Origin of the sequence: Phaeobacter italicus (assembly GCF_001258055.1) — a bacterium.
In the GTDB taxonomy this organism is placed as follows: Bacteria; Pseudomonadota; Alphaproteobacteria; order Rhodobacterales; family Rhodobacteraceae; genus Phaeobacter; species Phaeobacter italicus.
This window is the reverse complement of record NZ_CVRM01000037.1, coordinates 113773-140037: the sequence shown is the minus strand read 5'-3', so window position 1 is coordinate 140037 and position 26265 is coordinate 113773. Positions and strand designations below refer to the sequence as shown.

The following is a 26265-nucleotide window of genomic DNA, read 5'->3' as shown; positions in this document are numbered from 1 at the left end:
CATGGCGCTTTCCCGTCGTACAGGTCAGCGTTTCCAGGCATCGATCTGGCCGGGATTTGTGGATGCGATGACGGGCCTTCTGCTCGTTTTGATGTTCCTGCTGACCATTTTCATGGTGGTGCAATTCGTGCTGCGGGAGACGATTTCCGGGCAGGAAAGTCAGCTGGACGAGCTGGCAGCTGAAGTTGGGGCACTGGCTGATGCGCTTGGGCTTGAAGAGCGGGAAAACAGTCAGCTGCAGGCTCGATTGGGGGCGCTGTCTGCCACTCTTGGCACCACCCAGGATACGCTGGAACAGGCGCAGGCTGATCTGGTCGAAGCCCGCGGGCAGATCAGCGATTTCGAGGCACAGGTCGCCAGTCTGCTTCAGCGCCAGCAGCAGGCAGAAGCCACGATCGCCGGGCTGACGACAGAACGCGATCAGCTGGCCGAAGAGCGCGCCACCCTGGAAGGTGAACGCGACAGTCTTTCGCAGGCGCTGGCGGCCAGCCGTGAAGAAATTGACGCACAAGTCGAAGCGGCGCGTCTTGCCGCCGCAAAACGCGAGGCGCTGGAGGCGTTGATTGCGGATCTGGAAGCGGAGACCGAAGCACAGGCTGCGACGGTGGGCTCGCTTGAGGCTGAGTTGAGCGCGACCGAAGCGGAACGCCTGGCCGAAGCCGCTGCTGCAGAGGCGCTGCGCAACCGGCTTCAGAATGCGGATGCCGAACTCACGGCGATGACCCTCGCGCTGGAAGAACAGCGTCAGGCGGCTGAGGACACATTGACGTTGCTCGCTGCAACCGAGAGCGCAAAGACACAGTTGGATGCCCGGCTGGCTGAGGTATTGAACGCGCTTGATGCCGCCAAGGCCACAGCCCGCGATCGTGATGAGCTGGCCGAACGGCTGACCCGTGTTCTGGCGCAGATGGATGTGTCCGAGGCCGCGGCCAATGATCGGATCGCCGCTTTGGAAGCAAAGCTTTCCGATCTCCAGCAGCAGCGTGATCAGGCGCAGTCTGCCCTGGATACCGTCACAGACGACAAGGCCGACACCGAAGAGAAACTGCTGACCGCTCTTGAACAGCTTGAACTTGCAAATGCTGCGGCTGCGGACAGGGATGTGCTGCAGCAGCGTCTCTTGGCGGCCCTAAGCGACAGGGAAGACGCCAGCGCAAAGGCGAGTGATCTTGCCTCATTGGCTGAACAGCGCGCCGCACTTCTGGCGCAGGCCCGAGAAAGCCTGAGCCAAGAGCAGGAAATTTCACAGGAGGCGCAGCGCCAGACCGCTTTGCTGAACCAACAGGTTGCGGCTCTACGTGAACAGCTGGGCAGTTTGCAGGCCTTGCTGGATGACTACAAGGCGCGTGACGTTGCACAGCAGGTGCAGATGCAGAACCTTGGTCAGGATCTCAACGCAGCTCTTGCGCGGGCCGCCGCAGAGGAGCGCCGCCGCCGGATCCTTGAAGAGGAGGAGCGAAAGCGACTGGAGGCCGAGGCCGCACAGCTGAGTGACAAGGCCCAGGATTTGGAACAATACCGGTCAGAGTTCTTTGGGCGTCTGCGCGATGTCCTTGGCAATCAGGAAGGGGTCCGAATTGAAGGCGACCGTTTCGTCTTTGCCTCTGAGGTGTTGTTTGCGCCAGGCAGTGCAGATCTGTCGCCCGAGGGCCGTGCGGAAATCGCCAAGGTTGCCCGTATTCTGCAAACCGTCGCTGCCGCCATTCCGCAGGGGATCAACTGGATCATCCGGGTTGATGGGCACACCGATGACACGCCCCTTGGGGCCCATCCGAAGTTTGCCGATAACTGGGAGCTGAGCCAGGGAAGGGCGTTGTCTGTCGTCCGCTATATGGTGCAGGCGCTGGGGATCCCGCCCGAGCGCCTGTCAGCCAATGGCTTTGGCGAATATCAGCCAGTCAACCCGGCGGAAACGCCGGAGGCGCGCGCTCAGAACCGCCGGATCGAGCTGAAATTCACCGAACGCTGACTGGTGCGGCCCAACGAGGGCGCAGCCGGGATATCAGTGCCAGGGCCTCTTGCGGTGGCGCCTGTTCCCGACGCTGATAGTTGCTGCCATCCCGCTCGCGCTGCAGCAGGCCGCAAGAAATCATTGTTCGCCGTAGCGTCGCGGGATCTTCAAAGCTGTGCATCCCGTTCAGGCGTGTGTTGATGTCTTTCTCGCTTATTGCAGTGGCCGCAGGGATCCGTGACCAAAGCACAAAGAGCGCAAGTGTCTGGACTGATCTGCGCGATGGCCATTGGCGCAGGCGTCCCGCATCGTCGAACTGGGCCAGGGTGCGCTCGATCAGCCGTTGGTCCGTGGCATTCGTTTGCTCAGACGGTACAGCCGATTGGGCCAAACGTACGCCCGCTGCCGTGCTTGAGCGCAGGTGTTGATGGTTCTGGTAGCCACCCGCGCGGGCCAGCATATTCATCAAGGTCAGATGGGACGGGGCCGTGTCACCAAGTTGGCGAGAGAGGTGTCGGGTGAATTGAGACAGATCCCCGATGGAAAGCGGGAGAGGTGATTTCGTCATGCTGCATCCATTGCGGCGCCAGCCAATGTCGTTGGTCGCTGTCCTGACGACGGGCGCCTGTGCAAGAGACACGGGAAACCAATCAGTGCATGTGGCAGGTTTAGCATCCCCTGAAGAGGGGCAGCGACGCCTCGGTGTCTGCCGACCGTTCAAGCAACCTACCCCCAACCATGGCCGAGGCCAAGAGGGGCTTGGGCTTTACTCTACGATCATTTGCCGGGTTTCGCGATCAATCACTTCCCCTGCGCGGCTGAGTGTAGCAGTTGCGCTGTAGGTTCCTGCCGGTAGTCCGGTGCCGCGCATGCGTTTGCCCGTCGCACGAAACAGCTGGGCCTGACCTTTCTCAAGCAGGTCGGTCTGTTCAATGATGACCCCATCTGGCCCATCGATCCGCAATGTCATGCTGTCTCCACTGCGGCTGCCAAAGGCATAGACCCAGAAAACCAGCGCCGAGGATCCGGCCGGAAGGGGGGAACGATCTGCCTCTCCGGCCTTGATGGCGCCGAATTTGGGGATCTGGTTGGAAAAGCCGCTGCCAAGAAACCCGCCTGCCTGATACGGGATCTGCTCCCGCCACAGGGCATCCGTGCCGCCCGAAGGGGCACATTTCGCGATCATGTCAGGGGTGAAGGGATCAACCGGCCTGCCGTCCAAGCGAACCGACAGGTGGAGGTGCGGAAACTGCGTGCTCCCCGAGAGGCCCACCTGGCCCAAAGGCGTTCCACTTTTGACCTTGTCACCTGTGGCGACCTGGATAGAGCCTTTTTTCATGTGGCAATATTGAGTTTCCCAGCCGCCGGGGTGGCGCAGCAATACGCCGTTGCCGCATTCACGCCCTGCAATCGCGGGATCGTCTCGACCGAGAGAGTAGCGATCCGTCATCCCGTCGCGCGCACCAACGACGGTGCCGTCCGCTGCTGCCAGAACAGACACGCCATCAACCATATCGCTGAGGTAGGGCAGGGCGATATCCGTGCCCTTGTGACCATCGTAGGTCAGCCCGTTGCAGGTATAATCCCGCATCGACGCGCCGGGGTCATGGTCGACGTATTGTTGGATGTGGCAGGTCTCGCCGAGCGTGCAGTCCAGCGGCCAGTCCAGAACAAGTTCGCTCGCCGCGACGGGCGCGGCGAGCGATGTGGCAAATGCCAAAATAGGCAGTCGGTGCATTCCGGTTTTACTCAGCAGTCAAAAGCGGAGGTTTGTCGCCCGAAATCTGTGGCTTTCCGGGGCCTTCGATCCGCAGATCAAGCTTGCCGTCCTTGATGCCGACCTTGACGAGCCCGCCCTTGGACAGCTTGCCAAACAGCAGCTCCTCGGCCAGTGGCTTCTTGATGTGCTCTTGGATCACCCGGCCGAGTGGGCGGGCGCCCATGCGGTCATCATAACCCTTGTCTGCCAGCCACTCTGCCGCCTTGCGGGTCAGCTCGATAGAGACATTGCGATCCATCAGCTGTGCCTCAAGCTGCAGCACGAATTTCTCGACGACCTGCAGGATCACCTCTTTCGGCAGTGCACCGAAGGAGATCACCGCGTCCAGGCGGTTGCGGAATTCAGGGCTGAATGTCCGCTCGATTGCTGCCGTATCCTCGCCTTCGCGACGGTCGCGGCCAAAGCCGATGGCGGCCTTTGCCTGTTCCGACGCGCCGGCGTTGGAGGTCATGATCAGCACCACGTTGCGGAAATTGACAGTCCGGCCGTTGTGATCGGTCAGCTGGCCGTTGTCCATCACCTGCAACAGGATGTTGAACACGTCCGGGTGCGCCTTTTCGATCTCGTCCAGAAGCAGCACACAGTGAGGGTGCTGGTCGACCCCATCCGTGAGCAGGCCACCCTGATCAAACCCGACATAGCCGGGAGGGGCGCCAATCAGGCGGGAAACGGCGTGTTTCTCCATGTATTCCGACATATCAAACCGCAGCAGTTCAACACCCAGTGTATCGGCCAGCTGCTTGGCCACCTCGGTTTTGCCGACGCCGGTCGGGCCCGCAAAGAGGTAGTTGCCGATTGGTTTTTCCGGTTCGCGCAGACCGGCACGAGCCAGTTTGATCGCACTGGACAGGGCTTCGATCGCGGCGTCCTGACCAAAGACTACCCGCTTGAGCGAGCGTTCCAGATCCTTCAGCACCTCTGCGTCGTCCTTGGAGACGTTTTTGGGCGGAATGCGGGCAATCTTGGCCACAACGGCTTCGATTTCTTTCACGCCGATGGTCTTGCGACGTTTGCTTTCTGCGACAAGATGTTGGGCTGCACCCGCCTCGTCGATGACGTCGATCGCCTTGTCCGGGAGTTTGCGGTCGTTGATGTAGCGCGCCGACAGCTCCACCGCGGATTTGATCGCATCCGAGGTGAATTTGATCCCGTGATGATCCTCGAAATAGGGCTTCAGGCCTTTCAGGATCTGGATCGAGTCCTCAACAGAAGGTTCGTTCACGTCGATTTTCTGGAACCGGCGCGACAAAGCGCGATCTTTTTCAAAGTGCTGGCGGAACTCCTTGTAGGTCGTGGAGCCCATGGTCCGCAGCTTGCCCCCCTGCAGCGCAGGCTTCAAAAGGTTCGATGCATCCATCGCACCGCCAGAGGTGGCACCCGCACCGATCACGGTGTGGATTTCGTCGATGAACAGAACCGCGTCAGGGTGCTCTTCCAGTTCGGTGACGACGGCCTTCAGTCGTTCTTCAAAGTCACCGCGATAACGGGTGCCGGCCAGAAGCGCGCCCATGTCGAGAGAGTAGATGGTGGTATTTGCAAGCACCTCTGGCGTTTCGCCAGCGACGATCTTGCGCGCCAGCCCCTCGGCAATCGCGGTTTTGCCCACTCCGGGGTCGCCAACCAGCAGCGGGTTGTTCTTGCGACGGCGGCACAGCACCTGGATGCAGCGTTCCACTTCGTGGCTGCGGCCGATCAGCGGGTCAATGTCGCCTTCTCGCGATTTTGCGTTCAGATCGACGCAGTACTTCGCAAGGGCACTCTCTTTCTTGTCGCCATCTGTTGTGGCCTGTTGCTCTTCCTCGATTTCGGGAGAACCGGACACATGACGTGTTTCGCCAAATGCGGGATCCTTCGCCACACCATGGGCGATGAAATTCACCGCGTCATAGCGGGTCATGTCCTGATCCTGCAGGAAGTACGCGGCATCGCTTTCGCGTTCGGCGAAGATTGCCACCAGAACGTTGGCGCCGGTTACTTCGGTGCGGCCAGAGGATTGAACGTGAATTGCAGCACGCTGAATGACGCGTTGAAAGGCCGCCGTTGGCACGGCTTCGGAGCCGTCAATATCCGTCACCAGATTGGCGAGGTCTTCGTCAATGAATTCTACCAGGGTTGCACGCAGTTCTGAGAGATCGACGCTGCAGGCGCGCATGACGCGTGCGGCTTCGGGCTCGTCCAGCAGGGCAAGCAGCAGATGCTCCAGAGTTGCGAATTCGTGACGCCGTTCATTTGCCAGCGCAAGCGCGGCGTGAATGGCCTGTTCCAAAGTGCTCGAGAATGAAGGCACGGGCGTGCTCCTCTTGGTCTTGGGTTGGCTGTGAGGCTGTGGTGGAATTGCCTTGCCGTCCACAGTCCAACCATGTCCTGATAGTATTAGAGTTTGGTTGATAGCTGCCCGGCTTCAAGTTCTTTCTTGCAATTTCATGTCACATTTATCGTGACTGTGCCGTGAAAAGGCAGCGCATCAGCTCAGAAGTTGTCCTTTCTGCTGCGGATTTCGGCAAAGACTTCCGCATCTTGCGCATGGGCCATTCCCAGCGCATTTTTCACCTCTGCCAGATCCGCACGCAGAAACGGGTTGGTGTCCTTTTCTTCCTGCAATGTAGAGGGCACGGTGGGCCGACCTTCGGCGCGCGCGTTGTCGATTGCGTTTGCCCGCAGACGAAGCGCCTTGTTATCGGGCTCAATCGTGATTGCAAAGCGGGCATTTGACTGGGTGTACTCGTGCCCGGAATAGACAGTGGTTTCGCTCGGTAGGGCCTTCAGTTTCTGCAGGCTGGCCCACATCTGTTCCGGGGTGCCCTCGAACAATCTGCCGCAGCCAAGCGCCATCAGACTGTCCGCGGTAAAGACGGCCTTTTCGCTGGGCAGGTGAAAGGCGATGTGCCCGACGGTATGGCCCGACACATCAAGGACCTCCACCTCAGCCCCAAGGCAGTCAAACCGGTCTCCCTCGCTCACGGACAGATCCAGATCCGGGAGGCGATGCGCATCGGCGCTGGCTCCAACAACCTTTGCGCCAAAGGCGGCGCGCAGCGCATCGACGCCATCGACATGGTCCCAGTGGTGGTGTGTGAGCAGGATCAGATCAAGCCCCCAGCCGCGCTTGTCCAACTCGGCTTTGATCGCTGCCTCCTCTGGTGCGTCGACGAGTGCCGTCTGGCCGGTGTCGTCATTGTGCAGCAAAAAGGCATAGTTGTCTGACAGGCAGGGCAGGGTGATGATCTCAAGGGGCATGGTCATTCGCTTCTCGATGGGTAAACTGACGGCGACTGGCCTCAGATTGGCCCAAGCAACGGACGCCCGCAATGCATCTTGATGTTCAGGATCTGAGGAACTTTTACTACCGTAGCAAGCTGGGGCGCGCTGCCCAGGCGTCGATCCGGGGGCGTTTGCGGGATCTTTGGCCGGAGGCCACAGGGCAGACCGTCGCGGGCTTCGGCTTTGCTGCGCCGCTTCTGCGGCCCTATCTCAAGGATGCGCGCCGCGTCATGGCGCTGATGCCGGGCCCGCAGGGGGTGATGCAATGGCCTGCCGGAATGGCGAATGTCTCTGTCCTGTGCGAGGAAACGGCCTGGCCTATCGAGACGGGCCATGTGGATCGGTTGGTCCTGCTGCACGGGTTGGAGACATCTGATCGTCCGTCACATCTGCTGGAGGAGTGTTGGCGCGTTCTGGGCCCCGGCGGGCGGGCGGTTTTTGTCGTGCCCAATCGTTCCGGGCTGTGGGCGCGGTCGGATGATACGCCGTTTGGCTTTGGGCGGCCCTATACACTGAGCCAGGTCGAGAACCAGCTGCGGCTTCATCAGTTCACCATCGAACGCCATTTGGGCGCGCTTTACCTGCCGCCGAGCCAACGTCGGTTCTGGCTGCGGGCGGGGCCGTTGTTCGAACGCTTGGGAGATCGTTTGCCCGCGATGCTTGGGGGTGGTGTCTTTTTGGTCGAGGTGAGCAAGCAGACCCACATTCAACGTGGTGAGATGACACGCCTCAAGCCGCCAAATCCGATCCGGGTGCTGGAAGGGCTTTCAAACCCCATGCCTGAGCCGGCCTGACCCAGGCCAGAATTCGAGCTTCTTAAACTTGACCACTGGCAGGGGGTGTTTGGTCTGTGGGTGCCCTCAGGTCATGATTCCCCGCCGATTGCTCAAATCCGCGCTTTCGGCGCTCATTTTCGACGGTTTCGCGGTTTTTTGGCCACGCAGCGCCGTTTTTCACTGTTTTGGAATCGCAAAATTGACCCCTAAAGTTGGTTTTTTTGCCGCATGTTCTGCCTGTTCCCGGCGGAATATCGCCTACACCATTGAAATTAAACAATTGTTTGATTTCGACGTAGGTTTTCAAGGCAGTTGATAGGTTGCCATCCCTCTGCTACATCCACGCTGATTTTGACGCCCCACCGAATTGTGGGGAGACCTCACGCCCCCGGACGCAACTTAGCGGTCGCCAACCGGGGCCAATATCGGAAGGGTGGACGTGTCCGAACCAGCTTCGATTTCCGCAGGCATTGCTGCGCGCTATGCCACCGCGATCTTTGAGATCGCCGAAGAAAGCAAGGCGCTTGATAGCCTTGAATCCAGCATCAACGATCTGTCCGCCGCGCTGGCGGACAGCGAGGATCTCCGCGATCTGATCACGTCACCTGTGGTGTCGCGTGACGAGCAGGAGACCGCAATCAGCGCCGTTGCTGCCAAGATGGGTGTCGCACCCGTTCTGGCAAATTCCCTGGCTCTGATGGCGCAAAAGCGTCGCCTGTTCGTGCTGCCCGCGCTGATCGAAGCGCTGCGCGCACGCCTTGCAGAGACCCGCGGTGAGATCACTGCCGATGTCACATCGGCAAAAGCGCTGACCAAAACCCAGAGCGAAAAGCTGGCCAAGACCCTGGCAGAGCGCACTGGCAAGAAGGTCGTTATCAATGCAACCGTCGATGAGAGCATCATTGGCGGTCTTGTCGTTAAAGTGGGCTCGAAGATGATCGACAACTCGATCCGCTCCAAGCTCAACTCCCTACAGAACGCAATGAAAGAGGTCGGATAAATGGGTATCCAAGCAGCAGAGATTTCTGCGATCCTGAAAGACCAGATCAAGAATTTTGGTCAAGAAGCCGAGGTGGCAGAAATTGGCCGCGTGCTGTCCGTTGGTGACGGTATTGCCCGCGTCTATGGCCTCGACAACGTTCAGGCCGGTGAAATGGTTGAATTCCCCGGCGGCATCATGGGTATGGCGCTGAACCTGGAAGCCGACAACGTTGGTGTTGTTATCTTCGGTTCCGACCGCGACATTAAAGAAGGTGACACTGTAAAGCGCACCAACTCGATCGTGGACGTTCCCGCTGGCCCCGAGCTGCTGGGTCGCGTTGTGGACGGTCTTGGCAACCCGCTGGACGGCAAAGGCCCGATCAACGCTGCCGAGCGTAAAGTGGCAGACGTCAAGGCGCCGGGCATCATCCCGCGTAAATCGGTTCACGAGCCGATGGCAACCGGCCTGAAGTCCGTTGACGCGATGATCCCGATCGGCCGTGGCCAGCGAGAGCTGATCATTGGCGACCGTCAGACCGGTAAAACTGCCGTTGCTCTGGACGCGATCCTGAACCAGAAAGTCTACAACGACGCAGCTGGCGACGACGACTCCAAGAAACTGTACTGCGTTTACGTTGCTGTTGGTCAGAAACGTTCGACCGTGGCGCAGCTGGTGAAGAAGCTGGAAGAAACCGGCGCGATGGAATACTCCATCGTTGTTGCAGCAACCGCATCCGAGCCTGCACCGCTGCAGTTCCTGGCGCCTTATGCCGCGACCGCAATGGCCGAGTACTTCCGCGACAGCGGCAAACACGCCCTGATCATCTATGATGACCTGTCCAAGCAGGCTGTTGCTTACCGTCAGATGTCCCTGCTGCTGCGTCGTCCGCCGGGCCGCGAAGCGTATCCTGGTGACGTTTTCTACCTGCACTCCCGTCTGCTGGAGCGTTCCGCGAAACTGAACGAAGAGTTCGGCGCGGGCTCCCTGACTGCTCTGCCGGTTATCGAAACCCAGGGCGGCGACGTTTCCGCGTTTATTCCGACCAACGTGATCTCGATCACCGACGGTCAGATCTTCCTGGAAACCGAACTGTTCTACCAAGGTATCCGTCCTGCTGTGAACACCGGTCTGTCGGTTTCGCGTGTGGGCTCCTCGGCTCAGACCAACGCAATGAAATCCGTTGCTGGTCCGGTTAAGCTGGAACTCGCTCAGTACCGCGAAATGGCTGCCTTTGCTCAGTTCGGCTCCGACCTTGACGCCGCAACCCAGCAGCTGCTGAACCGTGGCGCACGTCTGACCGAGCTGATGAAACAGCCGCAGTACGCACCGCTGACCAACGCTGAAATCGTTTGCGTGATCTTTGCGGGCACCAACGGCTACCTCGACAAAGTCGACGTTAAGGACGTTGGCCGCTACGAAGCTGGCCTGCTGGCGCACCTGCGTGGCAAGCACCAGGACCTGCTGGATTGGATCACCAACGAAGATCCGAAGATCAAAGGCGATGCCGCCGACAAGATCAAAGCAGCTCTGGACGCGTTCGCCGCTGACTTCGCTTAAGGGGGGACGAGGCGATGCCGAGTCTTAAGGACCTTAAAATCAGGATCGAGTCGGTCAAATCGACCCGCAAGATCACCAAAGCCATGCAGATGGTGGCCGCGGCGAAACTTCGCCGCGCCCAGGAAGCTGCCGAAGATGCGCGTCCCTACGCCGAGCGGTTCAATGCCGTGATGGCCGGGCTTGCCGCTTCTGTCGGTGGTAGCGATTCTGCACCCAAACTGCTTGCCGGCACCGGTAACGACCAGGTTCACCTCCTGGTCGTGATGACTGCCGAACGCGGGCTCTGCGGGGGCTTCAACTCCAACATCGCCAAGCTGGCCCGGGTGAAAGCCCAGGAGCTGGTCGCGGCAGGCAAGACCGTCAAGATCCTGACAGTCGGCAAAAAAGGCCGGGACGCGCTGAAGCGTGACCTGGGCGATCATTTTGTCGGTCACGTGGATCTGAGCGAAGTCAAGCGCGTGGGCTATGCCAACGCACAAGACATCGCCAAGGACGTGCTGGCCCGCTTCGACGGTGGGGAATTCGACGTTGCGACGATCTTCTACGCGAAGTTCGTGAACGTCGTGACCCAGGTTCCGACCGCCCAGCAGGTGATCCCGGCGTCCTTTGAGGCCGCGGAAGACGGTGCTGCATCTGGTACTGCTGACTACGACTACGAGCCCGGTGAAGAGGCCATCTTGGCTGACTTGCTGCCGCGTGGCGTTGCAACGCAGATCTTTGCAGCTCTGCTGGAGAATGGGGCTTCCGAACAGGGTGCCCGGATGAGCGCGATGGACAATGCGACCCGCAACGCGGGCGACATGATCGACAAGCTGACCATCGAGTTCAACCGCTCGCGTCAGGCCGTGATCACCAACGAGCTGATTGAAATTATTTCGGGCGCCGAGGCGCTCTAAGAGACAACCGGAGACGAAACATGGCACAAGCAAAAGGCAAGGTGACCCAGATCATCGGCGCCGTTGTGGACGTTCAATTCGACGACCACCTGCCCGCAATTCTGAACGCGCTGACCACCGACAACAACGGCAAGCAGCTGGTTCTGGAAGTTGCACAGCACCTGGGCGAAAACACCGTCCGTACCATCGCGATGGACGCGACCGAAGGTCTGGTTCGCGGTCAAGCCGTAGCCGACACTGGCGCGCCGATCTCGATCCCCGTCGGCAACGCGACCCTGGGCCGCATCCTGAACGTCGTGGGCGAGCCCGTTGACGAACAGGGCCCCGTCGTGGCCGCGGAAACCCGCGCAATCCACCAGCCTGCTCCGGAATTCAGCGACCAGTCGACTGAATCCGAAGTTCTGGTAACCGGCATCAAAGTTATCGACCTGCTGGCCCCCTATGCGAAGGGTGGTAAGATTGGTCTGTTCGGCGGTGCGGGCGTTGGTAAAACCGTTCTCATCATGGAACTCATCAACAACATCGCAAAAGTGCACTCGGGCTTCTCCGTGTTCGCTGGTGTTGGTGAACGGACCCGTGAAGGTAACGACCTCTACCACGAGATGATCGAATCCAACGTTATCAAGCCCGATAACCTGGAAGAATCGCAGGTTGCTCTGGTTTACGGCCAGATGAACGAGCCTCCGGGTGCGCGTGCACGCGTTGCTCTGACCGGTCTGACCCTCGCAGAACAGTTCCGTGACCAGTCCGGTACCGACGTTCTGTTCTTCGTTGACAACATCTTCCGCTTCACTCAGGCGGGTTCCGAGGTGTCCGCTCTGCTCGGCCGTATTCCTTCGGCGGTGGGCTACCAGCCGACCCTGGCGACCGACATGGGTGCGATGCAGGAACGTATTACCTCCACCAAGAACGGCTCGATCACCTCGATCCAGGCTGTTTACGTTCCCGCGGACGACCTTACCGACCCCGCACCGGCAACCACCTTTGCTCACCTCGATGCGACCACCGTTCTGAACCGTGCGATCTCCGAGCTGGGCATCTACCCGGCGGTTGACCCGCTGGACTCCACTTCCCGCCTGATGGACCCGTCCATCGTGGGTGAGGAGCACTACAAGGTGGCATCCGACGTTCAGCAGATCCTTCAGCGCTACAAGTCGCTGCAAGACATCATCGCGATCCTCGGCATGGACGAACTGTCCGAAGAGGACAAGCTGACCGTGAGCCGCGCGCGTAAGATCCAGCGCTTCCTGTCCCAGCCGTTCGACGTTGCAAAGGTCTTCACCGGCGCAGACGGCAAGCAGGTTCCGCTGGAAGACACCATCGCGTCGTTCAAAGCTGTTGTGGCTGGCGAATACGACCACCTGCCCGAAGGCGCCTTCTACATGGTTGGCGGCATCGATGAGGTGATCGCAAAAGCCGAGAAAATGGCTGCTGACGCGGCCTAAGGAGGGCCCTGATGGCTGATACGATGCAATTCGACCTCGTTAGCCCGGAGCGCCGCTTGGCGTCGCTCCCGGTGACGGCGGTAATGATCCCCGGCGCGGAAGGCGACATGACGGCAATGGCCAACCATGCGCCGACCATCACCACGCTGCGCCCGGGTGTCCTGCGGGTCGAGAGCCCCGAAGGCACATCCGAGTATCTGGTGACTGGTGGGTTTGCTGAAATCGGCGCTGACGGTCTGTCTGTCCTTGCTGAGAAGGCAATCCCGATGGATCAGATGACACGTGCTCATCTGGACGAGCTGATCGAGGAAGCCCGCACGACCTACAAAACCGTGCAGGAAACCGATCAACCGCATGGCCTGGTGGAAGATGCCGCCAAGCTGCTCGCTGATATGGAAGCCCTTGGCACCCATATGAGCCTCTGATCCAGACGGTCTCTACTGCTTTTGAAACCGGCCCCTTGCGGGCCGGTTTTGTTTTTTGGCATCCTGTGGTTGATCGGGGTCAGACCCGAACCAGAAAAGGGCGGCCATCGGTCGTAAAGCGCATGCAGCGGATAGACAGCCCCCGGATCGGGGTGGATCAGGGCGACATTGAGATTTTCTCCGAGTTCGAAGAGGGCGGTGCCATGTGGGCCGGTGATGGCCCGCGTGAGCGTCGGCGTCATGTCCGCTTTGGCGAAAGCTTCAGTGCGCCACCTGTTGTGCATATCTCGACCTCTCTGGTCGACATGGCGGCTGGTACGGCGTTTCGCAGCGAACTGGTGGCCGAAGACATCACGGTCGATGGTTTCGACATTGTCTTCCGGACCTGGAACGACACCCGTGTCGCCCGCATCCGTGCGGCGTGGATGGCGATTGGCAATCTCCCCTTCGGAGATGACTGGGATGTGTCCTAAGGGTCCTGACGGTCCTTTGGGTAGCAGGTGGTCCTGGAAAAGGGCGGCAACCAGTCTTCCCGGCTCCTGCACCACAGCTCATATTCCGGCCTGAGCCCGTCGGAGTTGGCCATTGAGCCCAGATGGATTTCAATCTCTTCCCCGGTTTCGGCAAAGACAGAAGACCCACAGGTGGGGCAGAAATGGCGCCCGTTGTAGTGACGGGACGCACCGCTCACGCGGACGGCTGATGCAGGAAAGATCGCGGCGGCAAAAAACAGCGCCCCGTGATGGCGACGACAGTCTCTGCAGTGACATATTCCCACCCGAAGCGGGCTGCCCTCTGCGCGGAGGTGAATGGCTCCGCACAGGCAGGCTGCGTCGTAATGCTCTGCCATCTCTGACTCCTTCGGCTGCTTGTGCTTAACCTAGGGGAGTGCGCGCGCGTCTGTCCATCGCAGGACAAGATCGCAAAGAAAAACCCCCGCGCCGTGCGCGAGGGTTTGAAAGGCAATCGGTACGCATCGATGTCTTGCGTATCGCGTAGGCTTAACCGCCGTGGGTGAGCGACTCGTAGATCGGCAGCAGGGTCTTGTCTTCAAACAGCGAGGACACAGATGTGCCGTGCCAAATGTTCAGGATCGCCTGCGTGAACAGGGGGGCTGTTGGCAAAATGCGGATATTCGGCGCGGCAAGAACGGCTTCGGTCGGCTGAATGGTATCGGTGAGAACCAGCGATTTCATGACAGAATTCGTGACACGCTCAACCGCTGGGCCGCTCATGACGCCGTGTGTGATGTAGGCGTGGACTTCACGTGCGCCATTATCCAACAGCACCTGTGCCGCCTTGCAAAGCGTGCCGGCGGTGTCGCACATGTCGTCAACGATCAGGCAGATCTTGTCGGTCACGTCACCAATCACGGTCATCTCGGCAACTTCACCGGGCTTTTCGCGGCGCTTGTCCACGATGGAGAGAGGCGCATTGATGCGTTTTGCCAATTCGCGGGCACGGGCCACGCCGCCGACGTCAGGCGAGACCACCATGATATCGCTGAGGCTATCCTTGAACTGGTTTTTCACATCCAGCGCAAAGATCGGCGAGGCGTAGAGGTTGTCGACGGGAATGTCGAAGAACCCCTGGATCTGAGCGGCGTGCAGATCCATCGTCAGGATCCGCTCAATGCCGGCGCCGGTCAGCATGTTGGCGACCAGCTTTGCCGAGATCGGTGTCCGTGCTTTTGTGCGGCGGTCCTGGCGGGCGTAGCCGAAGTAGGGGATCACAGCGGTGATACGTTGGGCCGAGGAGCGACGCAGGGCATCGGCGATGATCAGCAGCTCCATCAGGTTGTCATTGGCCGGGTTCGAAGTCGGCTGAATGATGAACATGTCTTCGCCACGGACGTTTTCATAGACTTCTACGAAAATCTCGCCGTCGTTGAAGCGTTCGACGCGGGCATCTACCAGCCCTTGATCGACGCCCCGGTGCATGGACATGCGGCGCGTAATGGATTGGGCGAGCGGAAGGTTGGCGTTCCCAGCGATCAGCTTGGGTTCGTTCAAGGTCGGCATTGGCTGTTATCCCCAGGCAGCAATGGCAGTGTGACAGATTCGTGATGGTGGCCTCCGCTTAACATGCACGTAACGTCGCGCATAGAATTAAAGCGGAAGATCTGCCCTGCTGTTGCGTTCACAAAACGACAAATTACAAGTGCTTGCATATCTGATGCAGGCATTTGGCAATCGAGAGGTCTTTCTTGGTGAATGAAATCATTGGCAATCTACCCCAGGGGGTTTTTGCCCGCAGCTTCGGCTCAGGGGCGCGTCCGGTGCTTGCGGTTCATTGTTCGCTTGCGCATTCCGGTGCTTGGCGGGCGCTAGGCGCAGAACTGGAGAGTGAGGCGACATTGCATGGCTTTGATCTCTTGTCTCACGGGCGCAGCCCTGACTGGGATGGTGAGGGCATCCTGCAGTTGCGCAACCGGGACGCGGGCTTGGCATTGATTGACGCGATGGGCCTTGCAGACAGCGGACCAATCGACCTTGTCGGGCATTCATTCGGCGCGACTGTCGCGCTCGCAATGGCACAGGCGCGCCCTGAGTTGGTACGCAGCCTCACCATGATCGAGCCGGTATTGTTCGCCTCTGCTGGCATGGACGACCCGGCGGCGCTGGAGGTGATGCGCGAGGCTCATCTTGAAGTGCGCTCGACCTTTGCCGCTGGCGATTTGGAGCAGGCAACACGTCTGTTTAACCGCGCCTGGGGAACGGGCCATCCGAAATGGGCTGATCTTCCTGAACAGAGCCGGGCGGCCATGATGCGCAGTTTTCCGGGCGTCATGGCGTGCGACAGTCAGGTCTATGATGACGAGGCCGGTCTGGTGGCCGAAGGCCAGTTGGAGAAACTCCAGATGCCGGTAATGGTGATTGACGGGAGCGAGACGCAGCCAATCATGTATGTCGTGAGCAAAGCGCTTAGCTCACGGATTGGTGATGTGACCTTCCACAGGATTGCGGGGGCGGGGCATATGGTGCCGATTACCCATGCACCGGACGTTGCGGATCTGCTGCGCGCATTCTGGAACTGATCCGAAAAGAAAAAAGCGACGCAGCCGGGCTGCGTCGCTTTTGCGCCTGAACGGTGATCTGAAGGCTCAGAGAAGGTTGAGAAAACCCTCAATCTGATCGTCACCAATCGACCAGTCACAAACAAACCGCGCGGTGACAGTTTCATCCGCAGGGCCGTCAAGATCACCATCCCAAAGGTGATAGACGGCGCCCGCATCAAACAGTCTCTGATGGGTCGCGCGGGGAAGAGCGGCAAAGATCATGTTGGCCTGGGGGTCATGACTGAAGTCAGCCCCCGCCGCGCGCAGCCCCTCGGCGAGACGGGCCGCTTTCGTGTTGGCGGTGCGAGCGTTCCTCAGCCAGAGATCATCCGTCAGATAGGCCAGCATCTGCGCCGACAGGTAGCGATGTTTAGAGAACAAATGCGCGCCACGCTTGCGGCGGTATTCAAATTCCTGCGCCTTGCTCGGATCAAAGAAGATCACGGCCTCCACACCCATACAGCCGTTTTTGGTGCCGCCAAAAGACACGGCATCCACGCCTGCTTTCCAGGTCATCTCTGCCGGTGTGCAGCCAAGGGAAACCAAGGCATTTGCAAAGCGTGCACCATCAAGATGAACTGGCAAACCATAGGATTTTGCGACGTCACACAGCGCGCGCAGCTCTTCCTGAGAGTAGACCGTACCGAACTCAGTGACCTGAGTGATCGACACAGGCCCTCGCTGGGGGCCGTGAACGCCACGGGTCTCTTCCCCTTCGATTGCCGCGCGCAGCGACGCAGGTGTCATCTTGTCTTCCTTGGTGACCAGCGTGAGCTTGGCGCCCCCGGCATAGAATTCCGGTGCATTGCACTCATCCATATTGATGTGTGCAGGGCCGGTGCAAAAGATGGTCTGCCAGGGCTGGGTCAGGGTCGACAGGGCAAGCACATTGGCCGCCGTTCCGGTTGCAACGAGATAGACTGCGGCCTCGGGCGCCTCAAAGATATCACGGATACGGGCGGTGACCTGGGCCATTTCATCATCGGCGCCATAGCCCATCGCGTAGCCACTGTTGGCAGCGCCAAGGGCGGCCAGGATTTCGGGGCTGGCCGGGCCGGAGTTGTCTGAGGCAAAATGCATTAAATCGGCTCCTCGATAATGTGGTCTTCCCAGTCTTCTTCCGGGGTTTCAAATTCGGACACTGTCCAGCCGCGCACCGAGACGCCAGCATCATGAACCGTTTCAGGATTGCCCGTCAGCAGGGGGTGCCATTGTGGTAGCGGCTTGCCTTCCCACAGCAGGCGATACGCGCAGGTCTGCGGCATCCAATAGGCGTGGGTGTCGAGATTGTCTGGTTTCAGGACGATGCATTCAGGCACGAATTGATGCCGGATCTCATAGTGGACACAGCGGCAAGTCGCATCGTCCAGCAGCCGACAGGCCACACGCGTCAGCGCGACTTCGCCTGTGTCTTCATCTTCCAGTTTGTTCAGGCAGCATTTGCCGCAGCCATCACAGAGCGCTTCCCACTCTTTGTCATTCAGCTGGCTGAGCGGTTTCTTTTCCCAGAACCGCTTGGCGAGCCCCTTGCGATCAATGCCTTCGCTCATAGCGCGCTCAGGATATTGCGGGCCTTCTCGCAGTCGGCCTCCATCTGGGCGAGCAAACCATCGAGCCCGTCAAACGTCATTTCAGGGCGCAGGTACTCGACCAGTCCGACAGAGAGTGTCGCCCCGTAAAGGTTGCCGGTGAAGTCAAAGAGAAAGGTCTCGATATTCGGGTGGCTGCCATCAAACATGGGCCGCACTCCGACGGAGGCTGCGCCGTGATAACTGCCCTTGTTGGGGCCATCCAGAACATCAACAAGCACGGCATAGACGCCAAAGGCAGGCTGGTGCAGTCCATCGATGGACATGTTTGCCGTCGGATAGCCCAACTCGCGGCCGCGTTGCTCTCCTCCGATTACTTCGCCTTCGATGCGATGCCAATGGCCGAGCATATTCGCCGCATCGCGCGGGCGGCCGTCGCTCAGGGCTCGGCGGATCGCGGTAGAAGAGACCGTGTCCTCGGAATATTCCATCAACGGCGCAATGGTCACGCCAAACCCCATCTCGGCACCAAAACGCTGCAGGTCTTCTGCGGTCCCTGCACGGCCCTTGCCAAAGCAAAAATCCGATCCCACCACCACATGGCGCAGGCCCAGGCCGTCAGCGATGACCTTGCGGGCAAAGCCCTCTGGCGAAAGGCCGGACAGCGCGGCATTGAAGTTCAACTGATACAGTCGCTCCACGCCCAGCTTTTCCAGCCGAGAGGCGCGGGCCTCTGCGGACATCAGTCGAAATGCCGGGGCGTCGGGGGCAAAGAACTCACGCGGGTGGGGTTCAAATGTCATCACGCCCAGCGGGGCATCTGGCACCGCGTTGCGGGCAAGGTCGATCACGGATTGATGGCCGCGGTGGACACCATCAAAGTTGCCGATGGCGGCAGAAGCACCACGGTCCTGCGGGTCGACGAACTGGAAGTCACGGATAATGCGCATGGGCCTTGCCTAGCGGCGCGAGCACCCTGTTGCAAGGGCCATGCTTGGTTGCGGCCAGGTGACCTAGTCGAACTTGCGCGACGGCGCCATGACCATGGCCTCGCCGACAAGAACCTTTTTGCCCTCGACCATGCAGCGGCAGTCCAGCTTTACCCGGCGTTTGTCGATTTCGATGCCTGTGACCTCTACCTCGGCCAGAACCAGATCACCTGGCCGCACCGGTGCGAGAAACTTCAGCGACTGGCTCATGTAGATTGTGCCGTGGCCGGGCAGCTGCTCCCCGATCACCGCCGAGATCAGACCCGCAGTCAGCATGCCGTGGGCGATGCGGCCCTGAAACATGGTGTCCTGCGCATAGGATTCGTCCAGGTGAACGGGGTTGTGGTCGGTGGATACCTCCGCGAACATCTCAATGTCCTTGTCGGTGATCTCTTTGCGCAGATACCGCACCATACCCATCTCGATATCTTCGATGCAGATTGTGCCGCGTGGAAAGTTGTCCAACATGTGCTTCTCCCGATTGTAGGCCTCCGGGAGAAGCGGGATCATGCCGCAACAAAATCACCCCAGATAATCCATTGGGGTAATTTTATTACTTCGCAGTCGCAGAAAATCAAGTGTTTTCTGCGTTAGCGCAATTTGCCGATCGAATAGGTCGGTGCAGATTTTTCTTTTTCCAGATAGGCGCTTAGCGCGTCTGCATCTGGTTGGTGGTCGGTTTTCGTTTCTTTGGCCGCAAGTCCACCTGTGATGAAGAGTGAGTCCAGACCCTCTCCCATCGCGCCGGCGATGTCGGTGTGGGGGCCGTCTCCGATCGCCATGATCTCGCTGTCGGCGATCTCCTGGCCCAGTTCCGCGAGGCGCCGGCGTGCCAAGTCGTAGATCGGCGGATGCGGTTTTCCAAAGTAGAGGCTCTCTCCGCCCATTTCGGTGTAAAGCTTGGCCAGGGCCCCTGCACACCATTCCCGCACCTCGCCACGATCAACCACGATGTCCGGGTTCGCGCACAAGAGTTTCATGCCCATCTGTTTGGCATACAGAAAATCAGCACGATTGACGTCTGGATCGGCCATCGTGTCAAAGGGGCCGCAGCAGACGATGCCTTCGGCGTCCTTCAGCGGCACGCGGGTGATTTCTACAGGGTTTTCGATCACTTTCATGGGTTCAAAGAAGCCAGCGTCACGCTCCCACTCTCCCATGAAATAAACCTTCTCGCCCACTGCACCGCTCAACATCGCCGCGCGCGCAGAGTCGCCTGAGGTCGCAATGGTGTCATAGGCATCGGCCGGAACGCCAAATTCACCCAACTGTGCCGCAACGCCGGCACGGGGCTTGGGGGAGTTGGTGACCAGTACGACGATGCCGCCATCGGCGCGATAGCTCTGCAGGGCAGCGACCGCCTCGGGGTAGGCTGTGATGCCGTTGTGAACACAGCCCCAAAGATCAACGAACAGGGCTTTGTATTGATGAGAGACCTCGGCAAGGGAGGAAATGATCTGTGTCATGAGCCAGGCTTTCGCGTTGCGGATTGTTTGGCTCAGCTATGGCAGAGTGGGGTGGATTTGACCAGCAATCGCGGGGTTTTCGGAATTTTAACTCTTCGGGTGCAGAGTTGCCATGTCTCAACCTTGGGGTGTGTATGTTATGTTTCGATCAATTTCGATCCGTGCCCGTTTTGTATTGTCGGGCGTTGTTTCAGTTGCGGCCATCCTGATCCTTGCCGCAATCGCAGTTTACAGTCTCTGGCAAAGCGAGCAGGAGTTGGAGCGCCAGATACGGGTGACTGATGCCGTCCGCAAGGAGCTCTCTGTGTCTCTCCTTGCAGAACGCCTGCATGGCGGTGTCGCGCTATTGGTGGCCAGTGGCGGTGACATGATGGCCGTTCAACGGCAGGAGGTTCGCAATTCAGTTGACCAGGCGGGTCGGCAGCTAACACAAGCGCTGACTGATTTACAGGCCGCTGAATTGCCTGCGCAGGCGGAGGGCCAATTGGCGGCCCTCGTCTCCCTCGTGGATAAGTTGGTTGCAGAAGCAAACGCCATTGCGGCTCTTGCCGTTAACGATCCGGCCGATGCGGAGGCAAGAATGGGTGCATTTGAGGTTGAGTATACAGCATTCAAGGAGCGCTATTTGCCAATTGGCAAGGATATCGAGGCCAATGCGGAGATCACGGCAAAGTCGGCCCGCGCCCATGACATGGTGCTGCTTTACATTCTGCTTGGTGTGTCTGGGGTTCTGATTGTGACTTCGATCTACAACGCCCGGAAAATGATCCTCAATATTGTCAGGCCGGTCGCCCGCATGCGTGCCGCGCTGCATGAGGTTGCTGAAGGCGATCTCGGCTTGAAGGTCGCAGATCGGATGCGTTCAGATGAATTTGGCCTGATCGCCCGCGACGTGGATCGTGTTTCTGGCCGTGTCATGGAGGAACTGGAACGCCAGAGCGCCCTGCGCGCCGAAAACGAAAGAGTGATTGGCCGACTGAAGAGGGGATTGCGCCGCCTCGCAGAGGGGGATTTCAGTCATCGCATCGATGAACAGTTCGAAGGCGACTATGATCAGCTTCGGCAGAATTACAACGAAACCGTAGATCAGTTGAATGCGGTTCTGGCACGGGTTGTGCAGGCAGCTGCGGCCATTGACGCGCAGTCTGGCGATATTCGCTCCGCCTCCGACGATATGTCAGGCCGCACTGAAAGCCAGGCGGCAACGCTTGAACAGACTGCCGCCGCCCTGGAGGAGATGACAGCGAGCGTGCGCACATCTGCCGGAAATGCGGAAAAGGTCGAAGAGGCCGTTGGCACCGCCCGCAAAGATGTTGAGCACAGCGGTCAGGTGGTCGAGGGAGCCATGGAGGCAATGACCGAGATAGAACGGTCCTCTGGTCAGATTTCCCAAATCATCGGGGTGATCGATGATATCGCCTTTCAAACCAATCTTTTGGCGCTGAATGCGGGTGTTGAAGCTGCCCGCGCGGGTGAGGTGGGGCGCGGGTTCGCGGTGGTGGCCTCTGAAGTGCGGGCCTTGGCTCAGCGGTCCTCGGATGCTGCCAACGAAATCAAGCAACTGATCAGCTCAAGTGTGAAAACCGTTGAGGAAGGCGTCGAAAAGGTTGGCAGCGTGGGAACCGCGCTGACGCAGGTGGTCGAACAGGTCAACAGCATTGCAGAGCTGATTTCCGGCATCTCCAGCGAAGCAGCAGATCAGGCACAGGGATTGAACGAGATCAATGTCGGCGTGGCACAGCTAGATACCGTGACCCAGCAAAATGCCGCGATGGTCGAGGAGGCAAGCGGCGCCATCCGTAGAATGAATGGTGAAACTCGGGCTCTCAATCAGATTGTCGGACAATTCGTCTTGCTTGATGCGCCTGCATCAATTGAGCCTGCGTTTCATTCTGGGGGACCTATTGCAACTACGTCGATGGCTGAACCCTCTGCGCCGGACCTGCCTGACCCGTTGGAAGAGCCGCGCTGGGAAGACTTCAATGAAGAGGGGGTCAGCTGGCCATTCGATGACCAACCGCAAGCGACAGGCGTCGCATGAGCGTGATGGGGAAAAGGTCGGGCCGACATGGATGAACTGCGTCGGCTTGAACTGCCACGGGAACGGGGGGCCTGTGGCTGCCACCTGCAACAATCTTAAACGCCAGGTGAGAGCAGCCCGGGGAGGGGGCAGGGGATGCGCCCCTTCAGAGGGAAATGAATCCACGGGTCAGGGCAAGCGCCAGCGCGTGTTCCCGCGTGCTTGCCCCAAGCGCCTTGCGTGCATTTGCGAAATGTAGGGATACGGCCGCCTCGGAAAGTCCAAGCGTTTCTGCGATCCGCGCTGTCATCATTCCTTCGGCCAGAAGCGATAGAACCTCTCTCTGGCGCTGGGTCAATGGACTGGGGCGTACGGGCTGGTACCCGTTGCCCGGTGCAACCGTGTCACGCTCAATGGTGCTCACCAGAAGCGCAGAGAACAGCTGCAGTTCTACCTGGCTGGCGGGTTGGTCTTCGAGGTGATGACCGTCGTAGGCCAGGGTGACGAACCGGTCGTAGCCCGTCGCGTCTTTGTAACAGCTGCAAAAAAGCGAGCCGAAACCAGCGGCCTTTAGTCCGTGGTTCAGATCCCACTCACGTTTGTCGGACGCATCGCCGCGGTGCAGGACGCCGCAGTCAACGCTCATGTTGCCCTTTTGTTTTGACAGGTTCAGAACCGGTGGATCCACTTCGACATATCCACAGGCGAGATATTCTTCGATCCAATCGCTGGGCATGTCGGTGTTCATCCAGCGAATATCTCCCTGAATGCCGACGGCTTGCGCGACAAGAATGCTCTTTACTCCAATCTTGTCAGCTGCGCGCTGGGCGGCATGCCAGCGGTCCTGCTGATCCTGCGAAAAGAGCAGCGCATCCAGGGTGTCAATCAACCCGTTTTTCATCACATCACCAAAACCAAAAGCACAAGTAACAAACAGGCCGAGAGAGCGCACGCCTTGGTGGATCTCGGCGGCCTATCAATATCCCTAGGTTGGCTGATCCGGGGCCGTTGGGCAATCTTTTCCTGTGGACAGGGGCTTGGCCCGTGCCACCTCTGACAGGCGCTGGTTGGCGGTGTGAGTGTGTTGCCTCCCATTTTCGAGGCTTTTACGAGTGGGCCTTGTGTTGTCTCAGGGCCGCCCGGCGCCTGTCAGCAGGTCCGGGGAGTGTATTGGTAAAGAGGTCAAGAATGACGATTGAGTTTAGGCATGGTCTGAAGATGTGTTTGGTGGTGGCTGCAGTGTCTGCTCTGTCGACGCCAGCGATGTCGGCCGGTGGCAAGCCGAAAGGTGCCCAGCCGACCCCGCCACAGGAAATCATTTCGCTTTATCGCGGCATGACGTCGACTTGGAACAGTGGTGGTTCAGTGTACTGGGCGCCGGACGGCACTTTTCAGGGGATCAATCGGCGCGAAGATGCGGTTGGTGTCGGCAAGTGGTTTGTCACGTCCAAAAGCAAACTATGCGCCGAGGTTACTTGGAATGCGGTTGTGGCGGGAAAGCCCAAAACACTGGATGATGAGCAATGCTGGCAGTTCGTTACTGCGCCGGATGGCACCATCTGGGAGCGTTACCTGTCTGGCGACGACAGAAAATGGTACCGCCACAAGCGGGAAAAACAGTCCAAGGGCAACAGTCGCAAGCGGCTGTTTCAGAAGATCAGCGCGCAACTGGGGCTCTAGGCTCAGGTTGATAAGTGACAGCAGGGGAGATGTACCCTCTGACACATTGGCCGGGGACATGAAAAAAGGCGCCCGACGGGGCGCCTTTTTGCTGTGTCAATGCAAGGAAGATCAGACCTTGAGGTTGGGGATGATCTGCTTTTTGCGCGACATCACGCCGGGCAGAACGACAGTGTCGCCTTCGGCGGTTGCCTCAAAGCTCTTGGCTGCGACGGTTTTGACCAGATCGTTCGGAACCAGCAGGGTTGCCTCTTCTTTCAGGATGTCGACGACAAACAGCAGAACCTGGTCGACACCATCTTCGCTTGCGACGGTGGTCATGGTTTCCATCAAAGATGCCTTGCGGTCCAGAACCACGGCAGGGGCAGTGGTTTCCAGAACAGAAACGCGGAATTTCGTGCCGTCTACGGCGTATTCCTTGGAATCCATGCGCAGCAGTTCAGCGTCCGAGAATGCCGAGACATCAGATTTCGCGGCAAACATTTCTGACGCATACTCGGCAATGTCGACGCCCAGATCTTCGGCCAGGCTGTAAGCGACAGCTTTGTCTTCCTGTGTGGTGGTCGGAGACCGGAACTCAAGCGTGTCGCTCAGGATGCAGGTCAGCATTGCGCCTTTGATTTCGCGTGGTGCCTGGGCCAGGTCCGCGCCGATCATTTTCCACATGATGGTTGCGGTGCAGGCGACGGGCTCGATGCGGATGTTGATCGGGCCTTTGGTTTCCAGGCCGCCAACCAGCTTGTGGTGGTCGATGATCTCGCGGATATCGGCACCATTGATGTTCGCCGGCAGTTCGGCGGGGTTGTTGGTGTCCACAATCACAACCGGCTGATCATCCGCCACGTCGGAGATGATTTCTGGCTTGTCCAGACCCCAGTGTTTCAGCATGAAGGCCGCTTCGGTGTTGGGCTCACCCAAGAGTTTCGGAGCAGCGTCTTCGCCTTTGATCTGGTTCAGATACCAGGACCAGATGATGGCAGAGCCGGTGGAGTCGGTGTCAGGGGATTTGTGGCCAAAGACGAAGGTGGTCATGAAGCGTGTCCTATGCAGATGCCGGAATTTTGCGCGTCTTATAGGCATGGGCAGGGGCCTTGTCACCCCGGCCCGTTGTCTCATCAATGCGGCTATGTCGTTTGTGCAAAACTCTGCGTGGCTGCGGGGCCTGTTCGATATGCCCGTCGCCTCAGCGAACGGCTTTTCCTTCGGCGCAGTCGGGGATAGCATCCAGCCATGGACCGCGAAGATCAGCTTTATCCCCCCATCAAGGCACTCCTGGAAAGTCAGGGCTACACCGTCAAGGGAGAGGTCGGCGCAGCGGATGTGGTGGCCATCCGGGGCGAGGAGCCGCCGGTTATCGTCGAGCTCAAACTGCGGTTTTCGCTGTCGTTGTTTCATCAGGCTGTCACCAGGCTCGCTCTCAGCGACTATGTCTATGTCGCCGTGCCCAAACCGACGGGCCGTCAGGCGCGACGCATGCTTAAGGACAATCTGGCGCTATGCCGCCGCCTTGGTCTTGGGCTGATTACGGTCTTGAGCGATGGCCGGGCAGAGGTGCAATGCGATCCGGGGCCCTTTACGCCGCGCAAGTCAAAAAAGAAGCAGGCCCGCCTGCTGCGCGAGTTTCAGCGCCTTCAAGGGGATCCAAATGCAGGCGGTGCGACACGACACGGTATTGTCACGGCCTATCGCCAGGACGCCCTGCGCTGTGCTGCCTATTTGGCAGAGCACGGTGCCAGCAAGGGGGCGACGGTCGCCAAGGGCGCCGAGGTCCCCCGGGCCACACGTCTGATGGCAGATAATCACTACGGGTGGTTTGAACGGGTGGAAAAGGGCATCTATCAGCTGACATCCGCCGGCCGGGATGGGCTGGTCCACTGGGCCTATAGTTTTGAGCCCGTCGCCCCTATGTAAGGGCAGGGCACCCCTTTGGCTGAGGCGGCTGCTTGGCGGGTGTAAAAAACCTGCGAAATGAGGTCAAAAAATCTCAACGACCCTGTTGACTCACCCAAACACCCTGCCTAGCTATTTCGTCGTTAGCACTCGGCAGTGGTGAGTGCTAACACTCCCTGCCAAGGGTAGGGGGAGGAGACAACAACCTTTGAGCCTTTAAGGAGCTACAAAGATGGCATTGAAACCGCTTCACGACCGCGTGCTGGTGCGTCGCACCGAAAGCGAAGAAAAAACCGCCGGTGGCCTGATCATCCCCGATTCCGCCAAAGAAAAGCCGAGCGAAGGCGTCGTCGTCGCAACCGGTGAAGGCGCACGCAAAGACAGCGGCGAGCTGATCGCCATGGCCGTCAAAGAAGGTGACAAGATCCTGTTCGGCAAATGGTCCGGCACCGAAGTCACCGTCGACGGCGAAGAGCTGCTGATGATGAAAGAAAGCGACATCATGGGTGTGATCGTCTGAGCCTGACGCTCCGACACATTCATCTTCGCATAAACAAGTA

The 26265-nt window shown here is 59.2% G+C and carries 26 protein-coding genes; 13 read left to right on the top strand and 13 right to left on the bottom strand.

Annotated features, from left to right (window positions below; all coding sequences use genetic code 11):
• Nucleotide 1 precedes the first annotated feature (1 nt).
• Nucleotides 2-1969, top strand: a complete 1968-nt coding sequence (locus NIT7645_RS19015; protein ID WP_008559340.1) for a peptidoglycan -binding protein — start codon at nt 2-4, stop codon at nt 1967-1969.
• Here NIT7645_RS19015 and NIT7645_RS19010 read toward each other — a convergent pair.
• From NIT7645_RS19010 to gloB, 4 genes are all read right to left on the bottom strand, one after another.
• Entirely contained in the window at nt 1956-2519 is a 564-nt protein-coding gene (locus NIT7645_RS19010) for a DUF2087 domain-containing protein (RefSeq protein ID WP_008562953.1), read from the bottom strand. The two genes, NIT7645_RS19015 and NIT7645_RS19010, sit on opposite strands and share 14 nt — an antisense overlap.
• Before the next feature lie 198 nt (nt 2520-2717).
• On the bottom strand, nt 2718-3689 hold the full coding sequence (locus tag NIT7645_RS19005) for a M23 family metallopeptidase (RefSeq protein WP_008558784.1): 972 nt from the start codon (nt 3687-3689) through the stop codon (nt 2718-2720).
• Nucleotides 3690-3696: 7 nt separating this feature from the next.
• Nucleotides 3697-6018: an ATP-dependent Clp protease ATP-binding subunit ClpA gene (gene clpA / locus NIT7645_RS19000; RefSeq protein ID WP_008559113.1), complete on the bottom strand. Its 2322-nt coding sequence runs from the start codon at nt 6016-6018 to the stop codon at nt 3697-3699.
• 182 nt (nt 6019-6200) lie between these two features.
• Nucleotides 6201-6974 (bottom strand): hydroxyacylglutathione hydrolase, encoded by a 774-nt coding sequence (gene gloB, locus NIT7645_RS18995; RefSeq protein ID WP_008559320.1) that lies wholly within the window; start codon nt 6972-6974, stop codon nt 6201-6203.
• 65 nt (nt 6975-7039) lie between these two features.
• On the opposite strand from gloB, the gene NIT7645_RS18990 reads away from it, so the two are divergent.
• The 7 genes from NIT7645_RS18990 to NIT7645_RS18955 all read left to right on the top strand — a co-directional run bounded on the left by NIT7645_RS18990 (nt 7040) and on the right by NIT7645_RS18955 (nt 13546).
• Nucleotides 7040-7786 (top strand): class I SAM-dependent methyltransferase, encoded by a 747-nt coding sequence (locus tag NIT7645_RS18990; protein WP_050687798.1) that lies wholly within the window; start codon nt 7040-7042, stop codon nt 7784-7786.
• A 421-nt stretch (nt 7787-8207) separates the two neighbouring features.
• Nucleotides 8208-8768: a F0F1 ATP synthase subunit delta gene (locus NIT7645_RS18980; protein WP_037302115.1), complete on the top strand. Its 561-nt coding sequence runs from the start codon at nt 8208-8210 to the stop codon at nt 8766-8768.
• The gene (gene atpA / locus NIT7645_RS18975; protein ID WP_008559350.1) at nt 8769-10307 is read left to right on the top strand and encodes a F0F1 ATP synthase subunit alpha; all 1539 of its coding nucleotides are present in this window, start codon (nt 8769-8771) and stop codon (nt 10305-10307) included.
• 14 nt (nt 10308-10321) lie between these two features.
• Nucleotides 10322-11203: a F0F1 ATP synthase subunit gamma gene (locus NIT7645_RS18970; protein WP_008562903.1), complete on the top strand. Its 882-nt coding sequence runs from the start codon at nt 10322-10324 to the stop codon at nt 11201-11203.
• 20 nt (nt 11204-11223) lie between these two features.
• Nucleotides 11224-12648, top strand: coding sequence for a F0F1 ATP synthase subunit beta (gene atpD, locus NIT7645_RS18965; protein ID WP_008561134.1), 1425 nt, complete (start codon nt 11224-11226; stop codon nt 12646-12648).
• Nucleotides 12649-12659: 11 nt separating this feature from the next.
• Nucleotides 12660-13073, top strand: a complete 414-nt coding sequence (locus NIT7645_RS18960) for a F0F1 ATP synthase subunit epsilon (protein ID WP_008561257.1) — start codon at nt 12660-12662, stop codon at nt 13071-13073.
• 122 nt (nt 13074-13195) lie between these two features.
• Nucleotides 13196-13546 (top strand): H-type lectin domain-containing protein, encoded by a 351-nt coding sequence (locus tag NIT7645_RS18955; protein ID WP_037302720.1) that lies wholly within the window; start codon nt 13196-13198, stop codon nt 13544-13546.
• On the opposite strand, the gene NIT7645_RS19360 is transcribed toward NIT7645_RS18955, so the two are convergent.
• Together NIT7645_RS19360 and NIT7645_RS18950 are read right to left on the bottom strand one after the other, a co-directional pair.
• Nucleotides 13543-13923, bottom strand: coding sequence for a GFA family protein (locus NIT7645_RS19360; protein WP_008563273.1), 381 nt, complete (start codon nt 13921-13923; stop codon nt 13543-13545). The genes NIT7645_RS18955 and NIT7645_RS19360 overlap by 4 nt on opposite strands.
• 151 nt (nt 13924-14074) lie before the next feature.
• The gene (locus NIT7645_RS18950) at nt 14075-15094 is read right to left on the bottom strand and encodes a ribose-phosphate pyrophosphokinase (RefSeq protein ID WP_008562810.1); all 1020 of its coding nucleotides are present in this window, start codon (nt 15092-15094) and stop codon (nt 14075-14077) included.
• A 188-nt stretch (nt 15095-15282) separates the two neighbouring features.
• On the opposite strand from NIT7645_RS18950, the gene NIT7645_RS18945 reads away from it, so the two are divergent.
• Nucleotides 15283-16110, top strand: coding sequence for an alpha/beta fold hydrolase (locus NIT7645_RS18945; protein WP_008561859.1), 828 nt, complete (start codon nt 15283-15285; stop codon nt 16108-16110).
• A gap of 66 nt (nt 16111-16176) precedes the next feature.
• Here the strand turns inward: NIT7645_RS18945 and NIT7645_RS18940 are convergent, their stop codons facing one another.
• The 5 genes from NIT7645_RS18940 to NIT7645_RS18920 all read right to left on the bottom strand — a co-directional run bounded on the left by NIT7645_RS18940 (nt 16177) and on the right by NIT7645_RS18920 (nt 20115).
• Nucleotides 16177-17211 (bottom strand): threonine aldolase family protein, encoded by a 1035-nt coding sequence (locus NIT7645_RS18940; protein ID WP_008561731.1) that lies wholly within the window; start codon nt 17209-17211, stop codon nt 16177-16179.
• Nucleotides 17211-17681 carry a YcgN family cysteine cluster protein gene (locus NIT7645_RS18935; RefSeq protein WP_008560214.1) on the bottom strand — a complete coding sequence of 157 codons (471 nt, stop codon included), beginning with the start codon at nt 17679-17681 and terminating at the stop codon, nt 17211-17213. Before NIT7645_RS18935 ends, NIT7645_RS18940 begins: the two co-directional genes overlap by 1 nt.
• Complete coding sequence (locus NIT7645_RS18930) at nt 17678-18610, bottom strand: bifunctional riboflavin kinase/FAD synthetase (protein ID WP_008562554.1); 933 nt, start codon at nt 18608-18610, stop codon at nt 17678-17680. The genes NIT7645_RS18935 and NIT7645_RS18930 overlap by 4 nt, the downstream gene beginning before the upstream one ends.
• A gap of 63 nt (nt 18611-18673) precedes the next feature.
• The gene (locus tag NIT7645_RS18925) at nt 18674-19117 is read right to left on the bottom strand and encodes a MaoC family dehydratase (protein ID WP_008559397.1); all 444 of its coding nucleotides are present in this window, start codon (nt 19115-19117) and stop codon (nt 18674-18676) included.
• A 122-nt stretch (nt 19118-19239) separates the two neighbouring features.
• Nucleotides 19240-20115, bottom strand: coding sequence for a TIGR01459 family HAD-type hydrolase (locus tag NIT7645_RS18920; protein WP_008559429.1), 876 nt, complete (start codon nt 20113-20115; stop codon nt 19240-19242).
• Nucleotides 20116-20254: 139 nt separating this feature from the next.
• On the opposite strand from NIT7645_RS18920, the gene NIT7645_RS18915 reads away from it, so the two are divergent.
• A complete protein-coding gene (locus tag NIT7645_RS18915; RefSeq protein WP_050687796.1) occupies nt 20255-22156 on the top strand; it encodes a methyl-accepting chemotaxis protein in 1902 nt (633 codons plus the stop codon).
• A 145-nt stretch (nt 22157-22301) separates the two neighbouring features.
• On the opposite strand, the gene NIT7645_RS18910 is transcribed toward NIT7645_RS18915, so the two are convergent.
• Entirely contained in the window at nt 22302-23036 is a 735-nt protein-coding gene (locus tag NIT7645_RS18910; protein ID WP_131724154.1) for a helix-turn-helix transcriptional regulator, read from the bottom strand.
• Nucleotides 23037-23323: 287 nt separating this feature from the next.
• Between NIT7645_RS18910 and NIT7645_RS18905 the strand changes: the two genes are divergently transcribed.
• Nucleotides 23324-23815 (top strand): DUF995 domain-containing protein, encoded by a 492-nt coding sequence (locus NIT7645_RS18905; protein WP_008559517.1) that lies wholly within the window; start codon nt 23324-23326, stop codon nt 23813-23815.
• Between the two features lie 111 nt (nt 23816-23926).
• Here NIT7645_RS18905 and NIT7645_RS18900 read toward each other — a convergent pair whose 3' ends face one another.
• Nucleotides 23927-24847, bottom strand: a complete 921-nt coding sequence (locus tag NIT7645_RS18900; protein WP_008559075.1) for a manganese-dependent inorganic pyrophosphatase — start codon at nt 24845-24847, stop codon at nt 23927-23929.
• 198 nt (nt 24848-25045) lie between these two features.
• On the opposite strand from NIT7645_RS18900, the gene NIT7645_RS18895 reads away from it, so the two are divergent.
• Nucleotides 25046-25726: a DUF2161 domain-containing phosphodiesterase gene (locus NIT7645_RS18895; protein WP_008560001.1), complete on the top strand. Its 681-nt coding sequence runs from the start codon at nt 25046-25048 to the stop codon at nt 25724-25726.
• Nucleotides 25727-25937: 211 nt separating this feature from the next.
• On the top strand, nt 25938-26225 hold the full coding sequence (locus tag NIT7645_RS18890; RefSeq protein WP_008562278.1) for a co-chaperone GroES: 288 nt from the start codon (nt 25938-25940) through the stop codon (nt 26223-26225).
• The last annotated feature ends 40 nt before the right edge of the window (nt 26226-26265 follow it).

Coding starts and splice junctions, on each gene's coding strand:
- NIT7645_RS19015 (WP_008559340.1), top strand. CDS start 2: ATGGCGCTTTCCCGTCGTACAGGTCAGCGTTTCCAGGCATCGATCTGG.
- NIT7645_RS19010 (WP_008562953.1), bottom strand. CDS start 2,519: ATGACGAAATCACCTCTCCCGCTTTCCATCGGGGATCTGTCTCAATTC.
- NIT7645_RS19005 (WP_008558784.1), bottom strand. CDS start 3,689: ATGCACCGACTGCCTATTTTGGCATTTGCCACATCGCTCGCCGCGCCC.
- gloB (WP_008559320.1), bottom strand. CDS start 6,974: ATGACCATGCCCCTTGAGATCATCACCCTGCCCTGCCTGTCAGACAAC.
- NIT7645_RS18990 (WP_050687798.1), top strand. CDS start 7,040: ATGCATCTTGATGTTCAGGATCTGAGGAACTTTTACTACCGTAGCAAG.
- atpA (WP_008559350.1), top strand. CDS start 8,769: ATGGGTATCCAAGCAGCAGAGATTTCTGCGATCCTGAAAGACCAGATC.
- NIT7645_RS18970 (WP_008562903.1), top strand. CDS start 10,322: ATGCCGAGTCTTAAGGACCTTAAAATCAGGATCGAGTCGGTCAAATCG.
- atpD (WP_008561134.1), top strand. CDS start 11,224: ATGGCACAAGCAAAAGGCAAGGTGACCCAGATCATCGGCGCCGTTGTG.
- NIT7645_RS18960 (WP_008561257.1), top strand. CDS start 12,660: ATGGCTGATACGATGCAATTCGACCTCGTTAGCCCGGAGCGCCGCTTG.
- NIT7645_RS18955 (WP_037302720.1), top strand. CDS start 13,196: ATGCAGCGGATAGACAGCCCCCGGATCGGGGTGGATCAGGGCGACATT.
- NIT7645_RS19360 (WP_008563273.1), bottom strand. CDS start 13,923: ATGGCAGAGCATTACGACGCAGCCTGCCTGTGCGGAGCCATTCACCTC.
- NIT7645_RS18950 (WP_008562810.1), bottom strand. CDS start 15,094: ATGCCGACCTTGAACGAACCCAAGCTGATCGCTGGGAACGCCAACCTT.
- NIT7645_RS18940 (WP_008561731.1), bottom strand. CDS start 17,211: ATGCATTTTGCCTCAGACAACTCCGGCCCGGCCAGCCCCGAAATCCTG.
- NIT7645_RS18935 (WP_008560214.1), bottom strand. CDS start 17,681: ATGAGCGAAGGCATTGATCGCAAGGGGCTCGCCAAGCGGTTCTGGGAA.
- NIT7645_RS18930 (WP_008562554.1), bottom strand. CDS start 18,610: ATGCGCATTATCCGTGACTTCCAGTTCGTCGACCCGCAGGACCGTGGT.
- NIT7645_RS18925 (WP_008559397.1), bottom strand. CDS start 19,117: ATGTTGGACAACTTTCCACGCGGCACAATCTGCATCGAAGATATCGAG.
- NIT7645_RS18920 (WP_008559429.1), bottom strand. CDS start 20,115: ATGACACAGATCATTTCCTCCCTTGCCGAGGTCTCTCATCAATACAAA.
- NIT7645_RS18915 (WP_050687796.1), top strand. CDS start 20,255: ATGTTTCGATCAATTTCGATCCGTGCCCGTTTTGTATTGTCGGGCGTT.
- NIT7645_RS18910 (WP_131724154.1), bottom strand. CDS start 23,036: ATGAAAAACGGGTTGATTGACACCCTGGATGCGCTGCTCTTTTCGCAG.
- NIT7645_RS18905 (WP_008559517.1), top strand. CDS start 23,324: ATGACGATTGAGTTTAGGCATGGTCTGAAGATGTGTTTGGTGGTGGCT.
- NIT7645_RS18900 (WP_008559075.1), bottom strand. CDS start 24,847: ATGACCACCTTCGTCTTTGGCCACAAATCCCCTGACACCGACTCCACC.
- NIT7645_RS18895 (WP_008560001.1), top strand. CDS start 25,046: ATGGACCGCGAAGATCAGCTTTATCCCCCCATCAAGGCACTCCTGGAA.
- NIT7645_RS18890 (WP_008562278.1), top strand. CDS start 25,938: ATGGCATTGAAACCGCTTCACGACCGCGTGCTGGTGCGTCGCACCGAA.